Annotated in this window: 17 protein-coding genes and 1 riboswitch; of the genes, 7 read left to right on the top strand and 10 right to left on the bottom strand. The window is 39.7% G+C overall.

Going from position 1 to position 17,826, the window contains the following annotated elements; genetic code table 11:
- Positions 1-40: 40 nt before the first annotated feature.
- The 4 genes from BA70_RS13845 to BA70_RS13830 form a co-directional block, all read right to left on the bottom strand.
- A complete protein-coding gene (locus tag BA70_RS13845) occupies positions 41-889 on the bottom strand; it encodes a PRD domain-containing protein (protein ID WP_034323337.1) in 849 nt (282 codons plus the stop codon).
- Between the two features lie 31 nt (positions 890-920).
- Positions 921-2,387: a glycoside hydrolase family 1 protein gene (locus tag BA70_RS13840; RefSeq protein ID WP_034323334.1), complete on the bottom strand. Its 1,467-nt coding sequence runs from the start codon at positions 2,385-2,387 to the stop codon at positions 921-923.
- Positions 2,388-2,391: 4 nt separating this feature from the next.
- Positions 2,392-4,251 carry a beta-glucoside-specific PTS transporter subunit IIABC gene (locus BA70_RS13835; RefSeq protein WP_034323332.1) on the bottom strand — a complete coding sequence of 620 codons (1,860 nt, stop codon included), beginning with the start codon at positions 4,249-4,251 and terminating at the stop codon, positions 2,392-2,394.
- Between the two features lie 313 nt (positions 4,252-4,564).
- Positions 4,565-5,461: a hypothetical protein gene (locus tag BA70_RS13830; RefSeq protein WP_034323329.1), complete on the bottom strand. Its 897-nt coding sequence runs from the start codon at positions 5,459-5,461 to the stop codon at positions 4,565-4,567.
- A gap of 192 nt (positions 5,462-5,653) precedes the next feature.
- On the opposite strand from BA70_RS13830, the gene BA70_RS13825 reads away from it, so the two are divergent.
- On the top strand, positions 5,654-6,205 hold the full coding sequence (locus tag BA70_RS13825; RefSeq protein ID WP_034323327.1) for a PadR family transcriptional regulator: 552 nt from the start codon (positions 5,654-5,656) through the stop codon (positions 6,203-6,205).
- A gap of 4 nt (positions 6,206-6,209) precedes the next feature.
- On the top strand, positions 6,210-6,692 hold the full coding sequence (locus BA70_RS13820) for a DUF4188 domain-containing protein (RefSeq protein ID WP_034323325.1): 483 nt from the start codon (positions 6,210-6,212) through the stop codon (positions 6,690-6,692).
- A gap of 11 nt (positions 6,693-6,703) precedes the next feature.
- On the opposite strand, the gene BA70_RS13815 is transcribed toward BA70_RS13820, so the two are convergent.
- Positions 6,704-7,327: an NUDIX hydrolase gene (locus BA70_RS13815; protein ID WP_034323323.1), complete on the bottom strand. Its 624-nt coding sequence runs from the start codon at positions 7,325-7,327 to the stop codon at positions 6,704-6,706.
- Positions 7,328-7,497: 170 nt separating this feature from the next.
- Between BA70_RS13815 and BA70_RS13810 the strand changes: the two genes are divergently transcribed.
- On the top strand, positions 7,498-7,704 hold the full coding sequence (locus BA70_RS13810; protein ID WP_034323321.1) for a helix-turn-helix transcriptional regulator: 207 nt from the start codon (positions 7,498-7,500) through the stop codon (positions 7,702-7,704).
- Positions 7,701-8,381 carry a DUF3169 family protein gene (locus BA70_RS13805; RefSeq protein WP_034323318.1) on the top strand — a complete coding sequence of 227 codons (681 nt, stop codon included), beginning with the start codon at positions 7,701-7,703 and terminating at the stop codon, positions 8,379-8,381. The genes BA70_RS13810 and BA70_RS13805 overlap by 4 nt, the downstream gene beginning before the upstream one ends.
- A gap of 47 nt (positions 8,382-8,428) precedes the next feature.
- Here BA70_RS13805 and BA70_RS13800 read toward each other — a convergent pair whose 3' ends face one another.
- Positions 8,429-9,775: an amino acid permease gene (locus BA70_RS13800; RefSeq protein WP_034323315.1), complete on the bottom strand. Its 1,347-nt coding sequence runs from the start codon at positions 9,773-9,775 to the stop codon at positions 8,429-8,431.
- Between the two features lie 162 nt (positions 9,776-9,937).
- A riboswitch (glycine riboswitch) is annotated at positions 9,938-10,017 on the bottom strand.
- A gap of 273 nt (positions 10,018-10,290) precedes the next feature.
- Here BA70_RS13800 and BA70_RS13795 point away from each other — a divergent pair.
- From BA70_RS13795 to BA70_RS13780, 3 genes are all read left to right on the top strand, one after another.
- Positions 10,291-11,313 (top strand): LacI family DNA-binding transcriptional regulator, encoded by a 1,023-nt coding sequence (locus BA70_RS13795; RefSeq protein ID WP_034323312.1) that lies wholly within the window; start codon positions 10,291-10,293, stop codon positions 11,311-11,313.
- Between the two features lie 441 nt (positions 11,314-11,754).
- Positions 11,755-12,936: an MFS transporter gene (locus BA70_RS13785; protein WP_034323308.1), complete on the top strand. Its 1,182-nt coding sequence runs from the start codon at positions 11,755-11,757 to the stop codon at positions 12,934-12,936.
- A gap of 19 nt (positions 12,937-12,955) precedes the next feature.
- Positions 12,956-13,858, top strand: a complete 903-nt coding sequence (locus BA70_RS13780) for a shikimate dehydrogenase (RefSeq protein ID WP_034323305.1) — start codon at positions 12,956-12,958, stop codon at positions 13,856-13,858.
- Between the two features lie 41 nt (positions 13,859-13,899).
- Here the strand turns inward: BA70_RS13780 and BA70_RS13775 are convergent, their stop codons facing one another.
- From BA70_RS13775 to BA70_RS13760, 4 genes are all read right to left on the bottom strand, one after another.
- Positions 13,900-15,093, bottom strand: coding sequence for an MFS transporter (locus tag BA70_RS13775; RefSeq protein ID WP_034323303.1), 1,194 nt, complete (start codon positions 15,091-15,093; stop codon positions 13,900-13,902).
- A gap of 372 nt (positions 15,094-15,465) precedes the next feature.
- Positions 15,466-15,876 carry a YxiF family protein gene (locus BA70_RS13770; RefSeq protein ID WP_239646672.1) on the bottom strand — a complete coding sequence of 137 codons (411 nt, stop codon included), beginning with the start codon at positions 15,874-15,876 and terminating at the stop codon, positions 15,466-15,468.
- Positions 15,877-16,007: 131 nt separating this feature from the next.
- Positions 16,008-16,343: a hypothetical protein gene (locus tag BA70_RS13765; protein WP_034323300.1), complete on the bottom strand. Its 336-nt coding sequence runs from the start codon at positions 16,341-16,343 to the stop codon at positions 16,008-16,010.
- 20 nt (positions 16,344-16,363) lie between these two features.
- Positions 16,364-17,767, bottom strand: a complete 1,404-nt coding sequence (locus BA70_RS13760) for a T7SS effector LXG polymorphic toxin (RefSeq protein WP_275574591.1) — start codon at positions 17,765-17,767, stop codon at positions 16,364-16,366.
- Positions 17,768-17,826 lie beyond the last annotated feature (59 nt).

Here is a 17,826-nt window from a genome sequence, read left to right as displayed (position 1 = left end):
AAGAACCACTCGCCTCATCACAAGGCAAGTGGTTCCACATTTATTTTAATTGTTGATAAGACATGAGGCGGTGTATATGCACCGCAAGATAAGTAAGCTCATCATTAGGAATAACGATACTATGCACCTGTTTAATATAATCTTTGATTTTAAAAGCAACATCCATCGCTTGAGGATACAAGTGTGCAATTTGTTCAAATAACTCATTTTCTTGATCTGATAATAATTTATTTGCATAAAATCTTTCTACAAAGAATTTCACATGTGTAATGAACCGACTGTAATGAATATTCTCTTGATCCATTTTCATATTTAACGTATATCGCACGAGATTGACAATACTCCCGATCATCTTGGCATATTTCATGCCATCTGTCGAATCAGATTCTTCACCTAATGCATTAATTAAATGAAAGGCGATATTGGCCGCTTCTTCTTTTGGTAATTGAATGCCCAATGTATCATTGACTAACTCAAGTGCGTAATTCCCTACTTCAAATTCTTCAGTATAGTAATTTTTAATTTCCCAGTACACGCGATTCGTAATATTAATATTCTTTTTATGTCGTTCGACTGCAAAATTCAAATGATCCATTAAGGTAAAATAAACACCTGAATTTAGTTTTGAGTTTAAACGTTTTTCTGCAAATTGGACGATGTGCTGTGTTAAATCTATAAACTCATGAGGCATTGAATCTAACAGTTGAAGAAATTCTTTTGCTCTCATGTTATCGACTGACATAAAGACTTGGTCCGCTTTCTTCTCTTCTATCATTTGACCCGGTTTCTGTCCATAGCCAATCCCTCGGCCGAACAAAACCATCTCCTGTTGGTTCTGATCTTCAGCCAGGACCACACTCGAGTTTAAAACTTTTTTGATTTTAAACATCGTCATCACCTGTTTTCATGATTGTGGTTTTTCAATCAAGCGATTCACCATTTGTTTCCATGACCTTTTGGTACCAATAAAATGAGTCTTTCCTAGAACGTTTTAATGTACCATTTCCATCGTCATCCTGATCTACGTGAATAAAGCCATAGCGTTTTGACATTTGTGATGTACCTGCACTAATAATATCAATTGAGCCCCAGCTCGTATATCCAAAGAGATCGACGCCTTCTTCAATTGCTTCTCTCATTTGACGGAAATGCTCTTTGAAATAGTTAATACGGTAGTCGTCATGGATAGATCCATCACTTTCAACAACATCCTTTGCACCCATGCCGTTCTCTACAATAATGAGAGGTTTTTGATAACGATCATACAATTCTATCAAAGATATTTTCAGACCAACCGGATCAATCTGCCAGCCCCAATCAGTAGATGGAAGGTAAGGATTTTTGACCCCACGAATGGTATTGCCATCGGTCTTTTCTAACCCTTCATCGGCTGACTCAGTTAAAGACATATAGTAGCTAAACGAGATGAAATCTACTGTGTTTTCTTTTAAAATGGCAAGGTCATTTGCTTCCATTTGGATATGAATATTTTTTCTCTCAAGCATGCGCTTGATCAGTGGCGGGTATTCACCAAATACCTGAACATCTGCATAGAAATAGTTTTCTAAGTTTTGTTTCAAAGCTCGTTCCACATCATTCGGATGACACGTATGCGGATACGTTGTTAATTTTGTCAGCATACACCCTACTTGACTGCCTGGTATGATGCGATGGCAATCTGCTGTTACGAGAGCAGATGCGACAAATTGATGATGCAGTGCTTGGTAAACCATCTCTTCCTCTTTTCCTTCTGGACAACGATCAGGAATAATTCCTGCTGTAATAAAAGAATGGCGGTGAATACTATCAATTTCATTAAAGGTGAGCCAATATTTCACATCATTTTTATAGCGTTCAAAACACACATTGGCGAATTTAACAAAAAGATCAATGACTTTTCTTTCAACCCAGCCGTTATATTTCACACTAAGTGCTAATGGCATTTCATAATGAGACAGCGTCACGATCGGTTCTATGTTGTGTTTTTTCATTTCTGCAAATACACGCTCATAAAATTGCAGCCCTTTTTCATTCGGTTCAGTCTCTTCACCAGTTGGGAAAATGCGACTCCAGGCAATTGAGATACGAAGTGTTTTAAAGCCCATTTCAGCAAAGAGAGCCAAATCCTCTTTATAGTGATGATAGAAATCAACGCCTCTACGTTTTGGGTACTTTTTATCGTCTGGATCTTTAATGGCACGATCTATATTTTCAGAAGAAACTGCTAGGTGTCCTTCATAATCTTCTACACTCAAATTTGAACGGTACATCGCAATATCTGCAACAGACGGGCCCTTTCCATCTATATTCCAGGCGCCTTCTGCTTGGTTTGCGGCAATTGCACCGCCCCATAAAAATCCTTTTGGAAAACCTTTAATTGTTGTCATATGATTAGCCTCCTAATTGTGTTACAACCATCAATGTATCTTGACGATTAACCTCTTGTAATGGCTGTACTTTAATATCATATTGATCTGTATTTGTGATCACAGCAAGTGTAACTGGATCATATCCTGCTTCTATGATTTTTTCTAGATCAAATTCAATTAGTAAGTCTCCTGCTTGAACACGATCTCCTACCTGTACTTTCGGATCGAAATGCTGACCTTCCAACTGAACGGTGTCGATGCCAATATGGAATAATACTTCAACCCCTTGATCTGTTCTCATACCAAGTGCATGATTTGTTTCGAACAGCAAGGTGACCTCACCATCTACTGGTGCATAAAGTGCTCCTTTTGAAGGCACAATGGCAATTCCTTCTCCCATAACCTTTGAAGAGAAAATATCATCTTTCACTTCAGACAGGGAGATCATTTGACCAATGACAGGACTCTTGAATGTTTCACCTGCTCCAATTTGTTCAGCAAATGCATCTTGATCAGTTGTTTTTTCTTCTACTGTGCGATCCTTACCTAAAATAAAGGCAGCGACAAATGCGACAACAAACGATATGACGAACCCAATGACAGCAAACATAAGATTTCGCGGGAGCTCGTCTGATATGAACATCGACATACTTGCTAATCCAGGACCAACAAGCACAAAGGCTTGTATACCAACTAATCCAATGAAGATCCCGCCAACAAACGAACCAATCATGACACTCCCAAGGACTCGCTTATTTTGAAGTGTCACACCATATAAAGCCGGCTCTGTGATCCCAAAAAATGCTGAAATTCCTGCCGAAATGGCTGTTGATCTGAGTACTTTATCTTTTGTCCGTAGTGCAACAGCGAAACATGCTCCACTTTCCGCAATATTATGCGCAAGTGATGCTGGTAGGTAAAGCGCTTCTTTGCCAAGGTTCCCCATCGTTGTGACCGCATAAGGAACCATCGCTTTGTGCATGCCTGATGCCACCATGAATGGAAGAACTGCTGCTAAAATAGCGACAGCTACCCAGCCTACTGTATTAAACATTGCAAGAATGAGAGATGAAAAACCTTGTCCTGCTGTAAAACCAAGCGGCCCTAACAGAAGTAACGTAACTGGTACTGTAATGACCAATGACATCATTGGTACGAAGAAGATACGAATCGGTTTTGGTGAAAATCGAGTAAAGAATTTTTCCATCTGTGCGTAAAGCAATACAGATAGGATTGCCGGAAATACTTGATACGCATAGGCTATATTTTTTACGTCAAACGACAGTAATTGCGCTCCTTCAGTGAGCATTGCTGTCATATTCGGAAGAAGGAGTGCACCGACTGCCGATAGGGCAACGAGTGGATTTACTTTTAATTTATTTGCAGTCGTGACGGCAACTAGTAAAGGCAGGAAGTAAAGAGGTGCGTCACCGACCATGTTTAGTATTTGATATGTTTGACCCTTTGCATCCACCCAGCCTAATAAAGAGAAAAGGAGAAGAAATGATTTCAAAATCCCTCCACCTGCGATAGCTGGAACTAGCGGTTGGAAGACACCGACAATGAAATCTAACAGAACTGCGCCTGCTTTTCTTTTTTCTTTTGGCTGATTGGAAGGCACTTCTTGCCCTGATGAGCTGCCCCCCATTAAACTTGTAACTTTTTGATACACTTCGATGACATCATTCCCAATGACTACTTGGCATTGACCTGACATTCTGACAGCTATGACACCTGGTGTTTTTTCTAGAGCCGGTACATCTGCCTTCTTCTGATCAATCAGTGTGAAGCGAAGTCTTGTTGAACAGTGTTCAAGATGAGCAATGTTTTCTTTGCCACCTACATGCTGTAAGACGTCTTTGGCAACCTGTGTATAATCCATCTTTTCTCCCCCTTTTCTCATACATGAGACCTATATTTTAGCAATAAAAAAAGGACCTAAAACGACAAATTCAAGAAATTCATCGTTTTTAGATCCTGCCTGCATGACCAGTCACATGTCTAATTTATCAATATTGGATTTGTTTTTAGTATATATTGAGTTAATGTAAGCGTCAACATATATTTTTGAATTTAAAAAATATTTTTTATAAGTCTAATGTCACCATAACGACCTCGTTTTACTTTAGAGGAAATTGAAATAGAAAAAGTCAGATAGTCTTATATGTCCTATCTGACTTGATTGAATGTTATCTTTATTTTTTCTTTGCTTTTTTCTTTGCGGCTTTTTTAAATGCTTCTACTTGCTTTTTATATTGTTTCTTATTCACAGCTTTGAGTTTCATTTTTTCATTCTTTTTCCAAAACGGCAACTCAATATAGGCAGCTTTTACATCAGATGATCCGATCATCTTAGACAGGCCACCCTTTATTTTTGGTGTGGGATAGACCCAAAAGCTTTTAAAGCCTGTGATTCCATCTGCTTGATATTTTTCTTTTTTCAATGGCTTGCTTTTCTTCCCTGTGGCTTTGGAGATTGTAATAGCCCCTGAAAATTCCCCTTCAAAAAGGGCTTCTTCGATATCAAGAAAAATTTGATATGAATTGTTTTTTGCTGTATACAGATAGCCGTAGGCTTTATTTAAATTATCTGTGTATTTCCCTATGATCTCATAGTAACGGTCTTCTGCTGTATCCACGTACTCATCATAGCGCTTATCAATGGCTTTTTTGTATTTTTTTAATTTCTTCTCATCAACAGCTTGATAGCGTTTACTTTTCTTTGCTCCTTGCTTTTTGACCATGAGATCTTTTCCAGAAAAATAGATGTCATATACGATTGTTTTCTTCTTTTGTTTGACTTTAAGTTTGTATCCTTTTTTGGTGGTTTTCCCCGTTAGTTTGTATTTTGTTTTCACCATAAACGGTTCAATTGGATCAATCTTCACACCCTTACCGTTTAGGTAACCCGTGACCTTGCCTTTCTTTTCAGTCACCTTCAGCCAACTGACATTGTCCTTTGTTTTATAGGCATATGCATAAGATTGATTCAGTGATTCTTTTTTAGCAGATGCTTTGTTTCCTCCAAAACTTCCAACACCAATCAATAGTGCAACAATCATGAACAATATTCCTATGTTCCTCAACTTCATTTGTACACCCTCCATTCTTTTATGAATAGATGCGCAAGCTCTTTACACATCAAGTATATATTACCATATTTATGATTTATCTCCTATATTTCAAAAATATAAATCTATCAATTATTATTTTCTTGCTTTTTATTCATTTCAAATTTATTATATATCTAAATGATATATCTTTTAGATAGGTGTGCTGATGTAATGAAAAAATACAATGATACGACGTATGCGATTTTAGGGATTTTAACGACAGATTGTAAGTCAGGTTACGAAGTGAAGCAATTAATTGATAAGAGCTTGCATCATTTTTGGAAAATTAGTTATGGACAAATTTATCCAGCTTTAAAGTTTATAGTCGAAGAAGGACTTGCTGAGGTTTCACCTGCTTCTACAACTGGCCGCTCAGACAAGCGGGAATATCATCTGACTGAAAAAGGACTGGACACTTTGAGGCAATGGCTGGCGCAGCCGCTCGATCAGTTACCAGCAGAACGAAATGAAGTGTTATTAAAGTTATTCTTTGGACAATATCTTTCGTTTGAGAAAAAGCTGGTGCTTCTACAGGATTATGAGAGGGGGCTCCGTATCCGTTATGAGACATACGTTTCGATTGAACAAAACATCAAGGAGCTCTATCCAGATGAAGCTGATGCGAAGTACTGGCTGTTTACTTTAGATTATGGCAAAAGAGTGGCTCAAGCAGGAATTGATTGGTGCGTGGAAACATATGAACAGATGAAGAAAGAAGGGTGAACGAATGAAAAAAGACATACGTGCTGGCAGGTTTACAACAGACAATTCTGACTCGATTGTTGTGTTCATCATCGGAATGAGGATCAACAAACGCTGGGCCATCCACCAATGGCTGCCTGTGTTCATGGCGATGCCTGGCATGATCAAAGAACTGTATACCCATCAAGACGAGCTTGGTTTCCTCGGGACAGAAAATTACTTCGGCTTACGCAATACAGCCATGATCCAATATTGGAAGTCAACAGATGACCTCCTTGCCTATGCCAAGATGGAAAAGCATTTGGCGGCTTGGAAGGCATTTAACCAAAGAGCACGGACCAATGACGCAGTGGGCATTTATCATGAAACGTATCAAGTTCAAGCCGGCTCGTATGAATCTGTCTACGTGAACATGCCTTCCTACGGACTGAGCCAAGCGAGAGCTCCTATTCCAATTGGTAAAGGAAAACAAACAGCGAAAGAACGTCTGGATACAACAAATTCCTAGAGAGCGATTCTCTAGGAATTTCTTTTCGCAACGGTCACAAAATGCTTTAATATACGGGCTGTTAATCCCCAAATGGTGTAGTTTTCATAATCATAAAACCATTCCTCCATCGAACGACTTCCCCAGCGGTACTTCTCACCATTCATGATTTTTTCATAGGGGAAATCCTCAGCTGGTGTTGGCTGAACGGACACATGATGTAAGTACGGCTCATATTGGCTGAGCCATGATAAAGGTACAGTAAAGGTCTCCTCCACTTCCTCTTGATTAAACGAGTGCTTTACCTTTTGCTCATCAATGATGCCGACATATGGATAGACCACGAAGGATGGAGAAGCAATGTAAGGGCTGAGCTGCCCAAGGATCTCGACTGATTCAGGCGGAATGCCTAGTTCTTCATGTGTTTCTCGCAGTGCAGCTTCTTGTGCTGTTTCACCGCCGTCGAGTTTGCCTCCAGGGAAACTAATATCACCAGGCTGTTTTCTCATGGTCAGCGATCGTACCTCAAATAATATATGCCATTCTCCGTTTACTTGCACCAAAGGGACAAGGACTGCCGCTTTAAACGCTGTCTCTTCTCCAATAAACAACGGCTGTGATTGATGTAAGTCATTTTTTAATTGATCAATAAACACGGGCCTCACCTGTTTTCTGTTTCTCTTTCCTTTAGCGTATCATTGTTCACCTTTTGAATAAAGATGATCTTTCTGACAATTATTTTTATCATTTTGACAACTTTACTTGTCAAAATGAATATCATGCTTTACAATCAAGGAAAGATTTCGATCAAAGTTGAGGTGACAGAATGAAAAATCGGCTAAAAGAGCTTCGTGCACGTGATGGTTTGAACCAAACTGAGCTTGCAAAGCGTGCAAAGGTTTCTCGTCAGACCATCAGCTTAATGGAACGAGATGAATTAATGCCGTCTCTCTTGCTCGCTGTTAAGCTTTCACGCATTTTTCAGGAACCCATTGAACGTATTTTTCTATTCGAGGAGGATGAACTCACATGAAAACTGTATATAAAATGCTCTTAGGTGCTCTCCTTGGCTTTCTCGGCGCTTACTGTTTGCTGGCAGCCGAATTTGAGTTGGCACTTCTAGATGCTGCGTTTGAAGCAACGCTTGTGATCACTGGCTTGACGATCCTATTCATTATTTATTGTTTTTCAGGAATTTCACGTATGAAGAAAAGAGTCTCTCTTTCCGTGTCTGGTGATGAGGAGGATGAACTCGAGGCAAAGCAGTACCGAACTTTTACTGATTTAACGTTAGCCAATACCGTGAGTACGATTTTATCCATTGTTGCTATTGGAATGGCCATTGTAACCGAGCAACTAATCTGGCTGATTGTTGTAAATGCTGCTTTATTTTTGATCACCATTATCCTTTCTTATACGGCGATCTCTGTCCTAAAACTCGTCTATCCGAATCGCAATCTACCAAGTCCATCCGACAAGGATTATGGCAAAAAACTGCTCGCTATTTCTGACGAAGGTGAAAAACATGTGATGCTCGACGGGCTATTTCATACCTATCAAATGATGAATATTTTATTGACTGGTGCCATGTTTATTATGATTTTGTATTCCCTCGGAGCCAATCACTCTCAGCTCTTCTCCATTATCGTCATTGGACTTGTTATGATCATTTTAAATGCATATTATATGTTGAAAATTAGAAATCGGTAAATAAGCAAAAGCACAGCTATTTGAAAAGGCTGTGCTTTATACGTACATTATGCTGAACGGCGTTTCTTTCGTGCATAAATGAAGAATAGGAATCCGAACCATACGGGTGTCAATAGCAGTGCTGGGCGTGTTGCGTCAGCGAATAGCATAATGACAAGAATGGCCGCAAATAGCACAAGGACAACGATATTCACAAAAGGAGTGAATGGCGCTTTAAAAGTAGATGCCTCATGCAGTTCAGGCCGAGTCTTCTTATATTTCAAATGACAAATTAAAATAATACTCCATACCCAAATGAAACAAATGGCACTGATTGTTGTGACAATGCCAAAGGCTTGTTCGGGAATCAGCTTGCTTAAAAGAGCCCCGACCGATACCACAATCGTTGAAACAAAAAGTGCATTGCTTGGGACAGCGTGCTTATTTAGACGGCCAAAGGAAGATGGTCCCTGCTTTTGATGACTGAGATTATACAAAATACGGCTCGTCGAGAACATGCCGCTATTACAAGCGGAAGCCGCAGAAGTCAGGACGACAAAGTTAATAAGCCCTGCTGCTACTGGTATACCAATCAGTCCAAAGGTTTTCACAAAAGGGCTTTCTGATGCACTGAGCTCGGTCCATGGGTTGATACATAGTAATACAAAGATGGCACCCACATAGAAAAATAGAATTCTTAATGGAATTTTATTAATCGCAGACGGAATGTTTTTTTGAGGGTTTGCTGTTTCTGCTGCGGAAACACCGACAAGTTCCACTCCCACATACGCAAAAATCACCATCTGGAATGACAATAAGAAGCCTGTGACACCATTTGGAAATAACCCGCCATGTGACCAAAGATTCGTGACCGTCACAGGCCCGGCATCTGTTTGAAATCCAATGATTAATAGGACAATCCCTACGCCAATTAACAGTAGAATCGTAATGACTTTAATCAATGCAAACCAAAATTCCATTTCTCCAAAAAGCTTCACCGTTAATAAATTAAACCCTAGTAAAATCAACAAACAAATGATTGCAGGAATCCATTGTGGAATGTCAAACCAATACTGCACATACACACCGACCGCAATGACATCAGCCATCGCTGTCATAATCCAGCAAAACCAATACGTCCACCCTGTCACAAAGGAAGCCCATGGGCCAAGATAGTCCTCTGCAATATCGGTTAATGACTGATAGCCCGCCCTTGATAAGAGCAATTCTCCAAGTGCCCTCATGACAAAAAAGATGGCCATTCCGACAATTAAATAGGCAAAAATGATCGACGGACCTGCCAATTGAATGGCCTTTCCGGAGCCTAAAAAAAGCCCTGTTCCGATGGTTCCGCCAATTGCAATCAATTGAACATGGCGGTTTGATAAATCTCGCTTTAACTCTTGTTGTGCCAATTTCAACGCCCTCCTACGACACGATCTTATACTGATATAATGAACCCTGAAAAAGTCCATAAAAAAAGAGATTGGATGCGCTCCAATCTCATGGTCATAAAAGAATAGCAAAATAGAGAAAAGCAATACATGGCATCATCCATGCATCACAAATACAATATTTCGTACTCTTCTGTCCTTTTGCCTGAGATTGTGAACCCTTCGGCGCCGCACATACATGCGGTCTCTCCAGAAGCTGCTCCTGCCATAGTGTGACCCACAGCAATCATAGCCTTCGTTATTTACTTAAAATGTTGCTATTTCTGAATAATTTTATATTTTACGCCTCTAGAAGAAAGCTGTCAATGGTAATCTTTTAAGATTTTATTCCCTCCCTATCTGACGTAAGATGACATCACTTCATCAACACACCTGATTAAGGTATAATAAAACAAAGAATGTTCGGCTCGTTTGATGGAGAAATCCATCTTGATCATGAACCAAGTTAGGCAATCCTTTGAAGTTGGTGAAGACAAATGAAAAAATTGAACAAACAACGTGTCACATTACAGGAAGTCGCCCGGCATGCCGGTGTCTCGACCTCAACGGCCTCACTCGTTGTTCGAAACAATCCTAGAATCTCTGAAGCCACTCGAAAGAAAGTACTGCAATCCATGGAGGATTTAGGATACGTGTACGACCGCGTTGCTGCAAACATGCGGTCAAAAAGCTCCAATATTGTCGGTGTTATCGTCACGGATATTTCAAATACCTTTATTTCTGAGTTTTTAATCGGCGTGCAAACCACACTTGAATCACTTGGCTATACCGTTTTACTTGGTACAACCTTTGACAGTGTCGATAAGCAGGAACGGCTCATTTCTACAATGATAGAGCACCGAGTTGGCGGGATTATTTTAAACCTAGCTTCGAAAAGCTCAACTCGGACGGTCAAACAGTTAAATCAAATTCGCACCCCAAAAGTACTGGCAAACCGTGAATTAGCGGATGTGCATTGTGACTATGTCGGCGCTGATTATGAACAAGGCACTTGGATGGCGGTACATCACCTTCTTCAAAAAGGACATCGACGTATTGCCTTTTTAGGCGGCATCAAATCCTCATCGACTTGGATTGAACGTATGAAAGGATTCAAAAGAGCCCATGATGAGGCGAACCTGACGATTGATGAATCTCTTATTATCGATATGGTACCTACTCGTGAAGGCGGGAAAGAAGCCCTTACCCAAGTCATCGACCAGCCCGAGCCTCCTACTGCTATTTTTTGCTTTAGTGACTTAGTCGCGTTTGGGGTCATTCAGGAACTGGCAGCTCGTGACATCAAGCCTGGTGAAGACATTGATGTTGTTGGATTCGATAACATCCCTGAAGCGGAGCTATATCACCCGCCGCTCACCACTGTTTCATCATTCCCACGATCCATCGGGGTAAAAGCAGCGAACCTTTTATATCAAAAAATGAACGAGCAGGATGAAGAGCTACAGCGAGTGATCTTAAAGCCTCAACTTCATATTAGAGAAACCTCTACATCATCATGAAAGGGAGAATTGCGTGCAGCAATTCTCTTTTTTTTATTGATCAAGTCAACCATTTCTTTATTTCATTTTTATTTTTTTAAATCACAAAGTCATAAACTTGACACATTTAAAACGCAGGAGTATATTTATCTCGTTGCTTCTTTTAGTATATCGTTATACCCATCTCATCAGATCGTTATTTTTATTCAACAACAGTTAAAATTGATCATTTCTGATTCTGATCAAATCATAAAGATCCACTTTCTTATTAAGACTGTTATTATTTTTTATATTTATAGTAGAACGATGTACTTAATTGAAGAACAGATGAATATTCATTATTTTTTCATCAATCACACAAGGGGTGTTGTGATGGGCATAATATTATTTACTTTTAAGGAAATAACAAAGGGTGTACAAAGAATTTGACCCTAAAGGGGTTTCAAATATAGGAGTGGGAACATGAAAAATCCTTATATTAAATCGTCACTTGGCATGTATTTAAACTACTTCATGCTCGGCATGATCAATATTATTGTGGCATCCAACATGGACAGCTTATCTGAACGCTACCATGTGGATATTCCGAAAATCAGCTTGCTTGTATCGGCGATCGGAATTGGTAAACTGGTTGCTCTCTTTTTCTCAGGCCGGTTAGCAGACCGCTGGGGACGTAAGCCTGTCATTATTACAGGAAACTTTCTTTACTTATTATTCTTAATCGGTATTCCAACGACAACGAGTTATACACTGGCATTTATCTTTGCGATATCTGCTGGGATTGCAAACTCATTACTTGATTCGGGAACATATCCTGCTTTGACAGAATCGTTTCCTAAAAAGGCAAGTTCAGCTTCTGTTTTAGTGAAGGCGTCCGTTTCAATTGGAGCGACTGTTCTTCCATTTATCTTGGCGTTCCTTATTGCACATGACATCTTCTGGGGCTGGGCGTTCTTTGGACTAGGACTTCTTTATTTACTCGTAGGGATTTACTTAGTCTTTATGCCGTTCCCGAACCATAAGCAAATCTCTTCACAAGATGATCTTCCAGTACAGGATCAATTGAAGGAAGAACCTAAAATGATTGGTGAAGGCTTAGCTGTTGTACTCATGGGGTTCACGTCTACTGCATTGTTTGTCGTATGGCAAACGTGGCTTCCACAACTTGGGTTGAAATTGATTGGGCTTGGCACAGAACAAGCGACACAGCTTCTTTCTTATTTTAGTATTGGTGCACTTGTGTCTGTTCTATTGCTTTCGATCGTATTAGATAAATTCATTTCACCTATTATGGTGGCAATCATTTATCCAATTGGAGCATTTCTTGCGATGCTTGCATTATTCCAAATTGAAACATACGGCATTGTGATTGTCAGCACCTTTTTCTTAGGATTATTTACAGCAGGAATCTTCCAGCTAGCCATGAGTATTATGATGAAATTATTCCCTACAAACAAAGCAACCGCTTCATCATACGTCAACATTGCAGCAAGCTCAGCGTTTATTCTTGTGCCACTCATTACAAGTGGGTTGGTCAGCACGTACGATATAAAAATGACGTTATTTTTCGATATGATCATTGCGGTCATTAGCGTATTGTTAGCAGTCTTTGTTCTTGGACGTATGAAAAAATTATTTAGATAATTAAAGGAGATGTCAATCGATGACAAACATACATGAACGAAATATTGATGGAAAAACAAAATTAGTCGGTCTTCTTGCTACACCAATTGGACACAGCCTTTCACCACGGATGCATAACCTTGGCTATACATTAACAGGCATCAACTATGCTTACTTAGCATTTGAAGTAGGAAATGATGAACTAGAAGCAGCAGTAAACGGAATGAAAGCGATGGGTGCAACTGGATTTAACGTATCCATGCCAAACAAAATGAAAGTATTGGATTACTTAGACGAACTAGACGATTCTGCCAGATATACTCGCGCAAGTAACACCGTCGTGAACAAAGATGGCAAACTAATTGGCTACAACACAGATGGTCTTGGCTACGTGAGAAACTTGATTGAGCATGGCGTTGAATTAGCGGGACAAAAGGTGACACTGGTTGGTTCAGGCGGTGCCGCTACTCCGATTGCGATTCAACTTGCACAATCTGGTATTCGTGAAATTAGTATTTTCGCTCGCAATGATCAATATTTTGTTCAAGCTGAAGAAAATGTGACGTACATTAACGAAGAAATGAAATCATTCGGTGTTAAAGCAAACATTTTCCCACTTGAAGACAAAGACGCTTTCCGTCGTGAAGTAGCAGAGAGTGCGATCTTAGCAAATGGGACAAGCCTTGGCATGAAACCATTAGATCAACTCAGCATCATCGATGATACGCTTGATGTATTGCGTAAAGATTTAATCGTGACAGATGTCGTGTACAACCCGCAAAAAACAAAGCTCCTTGCTCAAGCACAGGAAGCTGGCGCAAAAACCATTAACGGTCTTGGCATGATGCTATGGCAAGGTGCTCTTGCTTACAAACTCTTTACTGGTGAAGATATGCCAGTTGATCAAGTGAAACAGATTCTTTTTGAAAACGACCGTTTCTAAACAAAAAAAAGACGACTTCCTGAGCGGAGGTCGTCTTTTTTTTATTCATGTATCATGATTTGACGGTATCGATACAGAATATACATCGCACCAATAATCGCCACAACAGCCACAACCGCATCAAACATAAAGATTTGTAAAATGGTCGAGTGACTTTCAATCAATCCTGTTACGACCGGGATGACGATAGCCGATACCCCGCCGGCTGTTGAGATAATCCCAGTCATCGTTCCTTTGTTCTTCCAGAAGAACTCAGCCATCACCGTTAATGTCAGCTGGAAGACACCGGCTGTTGAAAATCCCAATACAAATGCATTGATGGTTCCTAAGACTGGGGATTTCACGACCAATAGCACACAGATAGAAGCAAGTGTAATGATTGGATAGATCAGCAGTACGGTCACCGGACGGACAAAGCGGCGCAAAAGAAATGCGAGCAATAAGACAGACAGCAAACCACCCATGCTATAGTAACTAAGCAGTTTCACTGCACTGCCAGAAGCCATCCCCAATATGGCCTCACCGTACGTAGGAAGCCAAATTTGCGGCAAGGCATAAAGACCATTTGACGTAAAGCTGATCACAATGAGTGCGACCCCTTCTCTCCAAAATGTAGGCTCTGACGAGAAGCGCGGAAGTCCATCATGCTCCGTCACTTGGACTTGCTCTACTTTGCGATGATTCGGAAATGGCAATGTCCAGAGCATCAAGACATTCACCAGATAGATCAGAGCAGGAACAAAAAACGCAATTCCATAAAACAAATCATGCTCCGCTAAAAAGAAAATAGCCAGTGGCAGAATGGTCGCCCCAATCGAAATAAAAGCCTTCACCATTACATTCGCAGAGCCCGAGTTTTGCGGAAAAGCCTCCATTAAGGCTGGATACGTTCCTGCATCCATCGCTGAATTCGCTACCCCTGCCAAAATCGCAAACGCAAAGGCGATTTGATAATTTGGAGACAATGGAATCCCGATGAGGAACACCGCCATCAGCACACCTGAAACCAAAACCACCGGCTTTCGGCCAAACCGATCTGACAGCACGCCTGATAGACCATACGTGAGCACCCTGCCAATGCCGAGTGCCGAGATCATATAACTAATTCCCGCACTATTGGTATCTAACTGCTTGATTAAAAATGGCATATTTGAAGCCAATATAATATTGACCATACCTAATAAAAAATAATTCATATAAAGACTAGAAGCCGTTTTCACATACGGATTCCTCATGCCGACACACTCCTCAACACCATCTCAATGAAGTGACAAATAATGGTTACGCTTACAAGATCTCATGTGTGAGGAGAAACCGCTTCGCAACCTTCACGTGCAAACATCTATCATCTCATGCAGCTCACAGCTTACATGTCCTTCATTTATCAAGCATCTCTTCAATTTTTCACTAGCTCTTATTTTATACGAATGTGAAAGGTAATGATAGTGAATTGCTTAAATTTGAGGGAAATGATTCTAGAGAAAAATCGCTTGATCGATACAGGGGACTTTTTGATATTAGAGGTATCATAAGTAAATTCGTGATGTTAAATTTAATGAGCTCTCACAGCCCCCAAGTACTTAGCTCATAAAAATACTCTGTGCGCTCTATACACAACCTAAAATGAAATCCCCATATCCACTTGAAAATTTCGTTTGCTCAAGAAGTTGATTTAAATGAGTAAAGCATTCATTCACATTCACTAATATCGCTTCAATCTCATGCTCCCGAAAAAATATCAGTCTACCTTGTTTAGGAGTCACTTTCACCCTGCTGACGATTTCCTTTAACATTTGTGTAGACTTTTCAATATGCTCTCGATAGTTATCTCCATGTATTTGAATTTTATGTTCTCTCGAGTGAAGGAAAGCAAATACCTTCTGACAAAACAAATGATTTTCTTCGATATCTAAAAAAGGGTTTTCTGGAAGTGTCATGTAGCTTAATTCGTTCATTAAGTGCTTTCTTCTGCTTTTTCTTTTTAATTTCTCCATTTTCTCTTTTCGGACCTTACTCATGTTAGTCACCTATCTTAGGGTTACCTTACTCTTTTTATATTCAAACATCTTAAGATTTCTAACCAAATAAAAGGCACTTTGTAGCAATACAGTGCCTGAATCATTATGTTGATAATCATCAATAATGATGTTTAATCTTTGAATATTTCTGGTATTTTCTCTCTCCAAATTAACAACAGCTCTCTGAACTCCTTCGTTTCAATTTTATTTTCATGGGGTTCTTCAATCCTATAATGATGTTCAGCTATTGTCTCATATTTTTTGATATTGACACTGGTAGCATTCAATGTAATTTCAAAGTTTTCATATACTCCATCTATCACATTTTGAATATATCCTATATACTCATCCACTTCGTCTTCTGTTGAAATATCTTGAATAAAATCTGAGAAAATACTTATTTCTTCTGGTAGTATTATTGCTAAATCACCAAATTGGTCTTCCTTAAATTCATATGAATATCTCATATATGTTAATCACCTTCATATTATTTTTTATATAGTGGATATGCTGTAGCTATTGAACCATCTTTATTCAGATACATCTCTATTTTCATTCCTGATGATGTTACACCTTTGAATTTGTTAGGACCTATCTGTTGTTTATTTTGGTAAGCTTCATCGATAGCTTTTAACACATCAACGCGATTCCATTCCTTAGGAAAGAAACTTGATTTAGCTACTTTTTCAACTCCATCAATTTCAACTTTAGCTCTATAAATACCGTTTTTATCAGGTAAACTTTCACTTCCTGGAATAACCTTACCACCCTGCATACTTTCATGATGATAACCAACTGCTTTTCCTCGTTTGTTTATTTCGCCATGATAAATGTGCTTCATTGTATGGGTATTATATTTTTCAGCATCCTTGTAAATGTCGACTGCTCTGACTGCGGCTGATGTCGCTTGGGTGGTTTTATAGACGGCTTTTCCGCCTTTGAAAATGCGACCTGCCCAGCCGACAATTGGGATGTAGCCTGCTGCTGCCATGCCGCCTGCGGCGACTCGCTGGCCTGCGGTGAGCTCTTCCCCTGTGATTGGATCGACGCCGGTTGCGGCACGTTTTGCATCGTTCACACCTGTCAGCTCATTGACAATATTCCCACCATAATCGAGCGCTTTTTCATACCAAGGACGTTTGGCGAGTGCTTCTTGTTCCTTCGCAATCTCACGGGCTTCTTCTTGTTCTTTTTTGATTTTCAGATATTCAGAAGTTTGCTTTTCAATATCACTTTTTGCCTTGTAGATGTCGCTATTTTGATACGCTTTCTTATCAAAATTCATAGGTGAAATCGCTTTTCCGTCATTTGTCGCATTGATCATTTCAGCGTACAATGCCATTGTAGCTTGCTGCTCCGTCTCTGACAATGCATATTCATCTTTTAGATTTTGATCAAGTTCTCTCAGATCTTTGACCGTCTTTTTTCGTTCATCTTCCGCATCTTCTATTTTTTCATCAAAGGTTTGGCTATCAAATACCTCTAGGGAAATGAGGTCATCAATGTCTTGAAAAATGGTTTTGAGTGCCTTTTTTTGATCCTTCACAATGCTTTTCGCGTTTTTGATGCCCATATGGACTGCGTTGTCTAAAAAGTGTTCCTCTATAAAGGTATCGCCGTCAAAGCTCGTATCATCCAATGTCCCAGAAACACCTTCATGAAAGGCTTTTTGCTTATCAATGAAGCTAATAAACATGTCCACATTACCTGCTAGTTCTTTATAAAAACTTTTAATGTTATCGGCACCTTTTCCAGTGAAGTCGTCACCGAGATTGGGAACACCTTGTAATGCCTTTTTTAAATCAACCATTTCTTCACGGAGTGCCTGATAATGTTTTGCCCTTGTATCCATGGCACTTGTTAGTGCTTTTGCATCAAGTATCTTGCCCAGAAATAGCCACTCCCTTCATTATTGATCATAAAGCTTATGTTATCGTGATTATCAATATT

It is taken from the genome of Bacillus zhangzhouensis (assembly GCF_000715205.1).
GTDB classification, from domain to species: Bacteria; Bacillota; Bacilli; order Bacillales; family Bacillaceae; genus Bacillus; species Bacillus zhangzhouensis.
The sequence above is the reverse complement of the archived record's forward strand: the minus strand, read 5'-3'. Positions and strand labels throughout refer to the sequence as shown.

Bases quoted from the DNA above. Each gene is read 5' to 3' on its own strand.
- BA70_RS13845 (WP_034323337.1), bottom strand. From the start codon at position 889: ATGTTTAAAATCAAAAAAGTTTTAAACTCGAGTGTGGTCCTGGCTGAA.
- BA70_RS13840 (WP_034323334.1), bottom strand. From the start codon at position 2,387: ATGACAACAATTAAAGGTTTTCCAAAAGGATTTTTATGGGGCGGTGCA.
- BA70_RS13835 (WP_034323332.1), bottom strand. From the start codon at position 4,251: ATGGATTATACACAGGTTGCCAAAGACGTCTTACAGCATGTAGGTGGC.
- BA70_RS13830 (WP_034323329.1), bottom strand. From the start codon at position 5,461: ATGAAGTTGAGGAACATAGGAATATTGTTCATGATTGTTGCACTATTG.
- BA70_RS13825 (WP_034323327.1), top strand. From the start codon at position 5,654: ATGAAAAAATACAATGATACGACGTATGCGATTTTAGGGATTTTAACG.
- BA70_RS13820 (WP_034323325.1), top strand. From the start codon at position 6,210: ATGAAAAAAGACATACGTGCTGGCAGGTTTACAACAGACAATTCTGAC.
- BA70_RS13810 (WP_034323321.1), top strand. From the start codon at position 7,498: ATGAAAAATCGGCTAAAAGAGCTTCGTGCACGTGATGGTTTGAACCAA.
- BA70_RS13805 (WP_034323318.1), top strand. From the start codon at position 7,701: ATGAAAACTGTATATAAAATGCTCTTAGGTGCTCTCCTTGGCTTTCTC.
- BA70_RS13795 (WP_034323312.1), top strand. From the start codon at position 10,291: ATGAAAAAATTGAACAAACAACGTGTCACATTACAGGAAGTCGCCCGG.
- BA70_RS13785 (WP_034323308.1), top strand. From the start codon at position 11,755: ATGAAAAATCCTTATATTAAATCGTCACTTGGCATGTATTTAAACTAC.
- BA70_RS13780 (WP_034323305.1), top strand. From the start codon at position 12,956: ATGACAAACATACATGAACGAAATATTGATGGAAAAACAAAATTAGTC.
- BA70_RS13775 (WP_034323303.1), bottom strand. From the start codon at position 15,093: ATGAGGAATCCGTATGTGAAAACGGCTTCTAGTCTTTATATGAATTAT.
- BA70_RS13770 (WP_239646672.1), bottom strand. From the start codon at position 15,876: ATGAGTAAGGTCCGAAAAGAGAAAATGGAGAAATTAAAAAGAAAAAGC.
- BA70_RS13765 (WP_034323300.1), bottom strand. From the start codon at position 16,343: ATGAGATATTCATATGAATTTAAGGAAGACCAATTTGGTGATTTAGCA.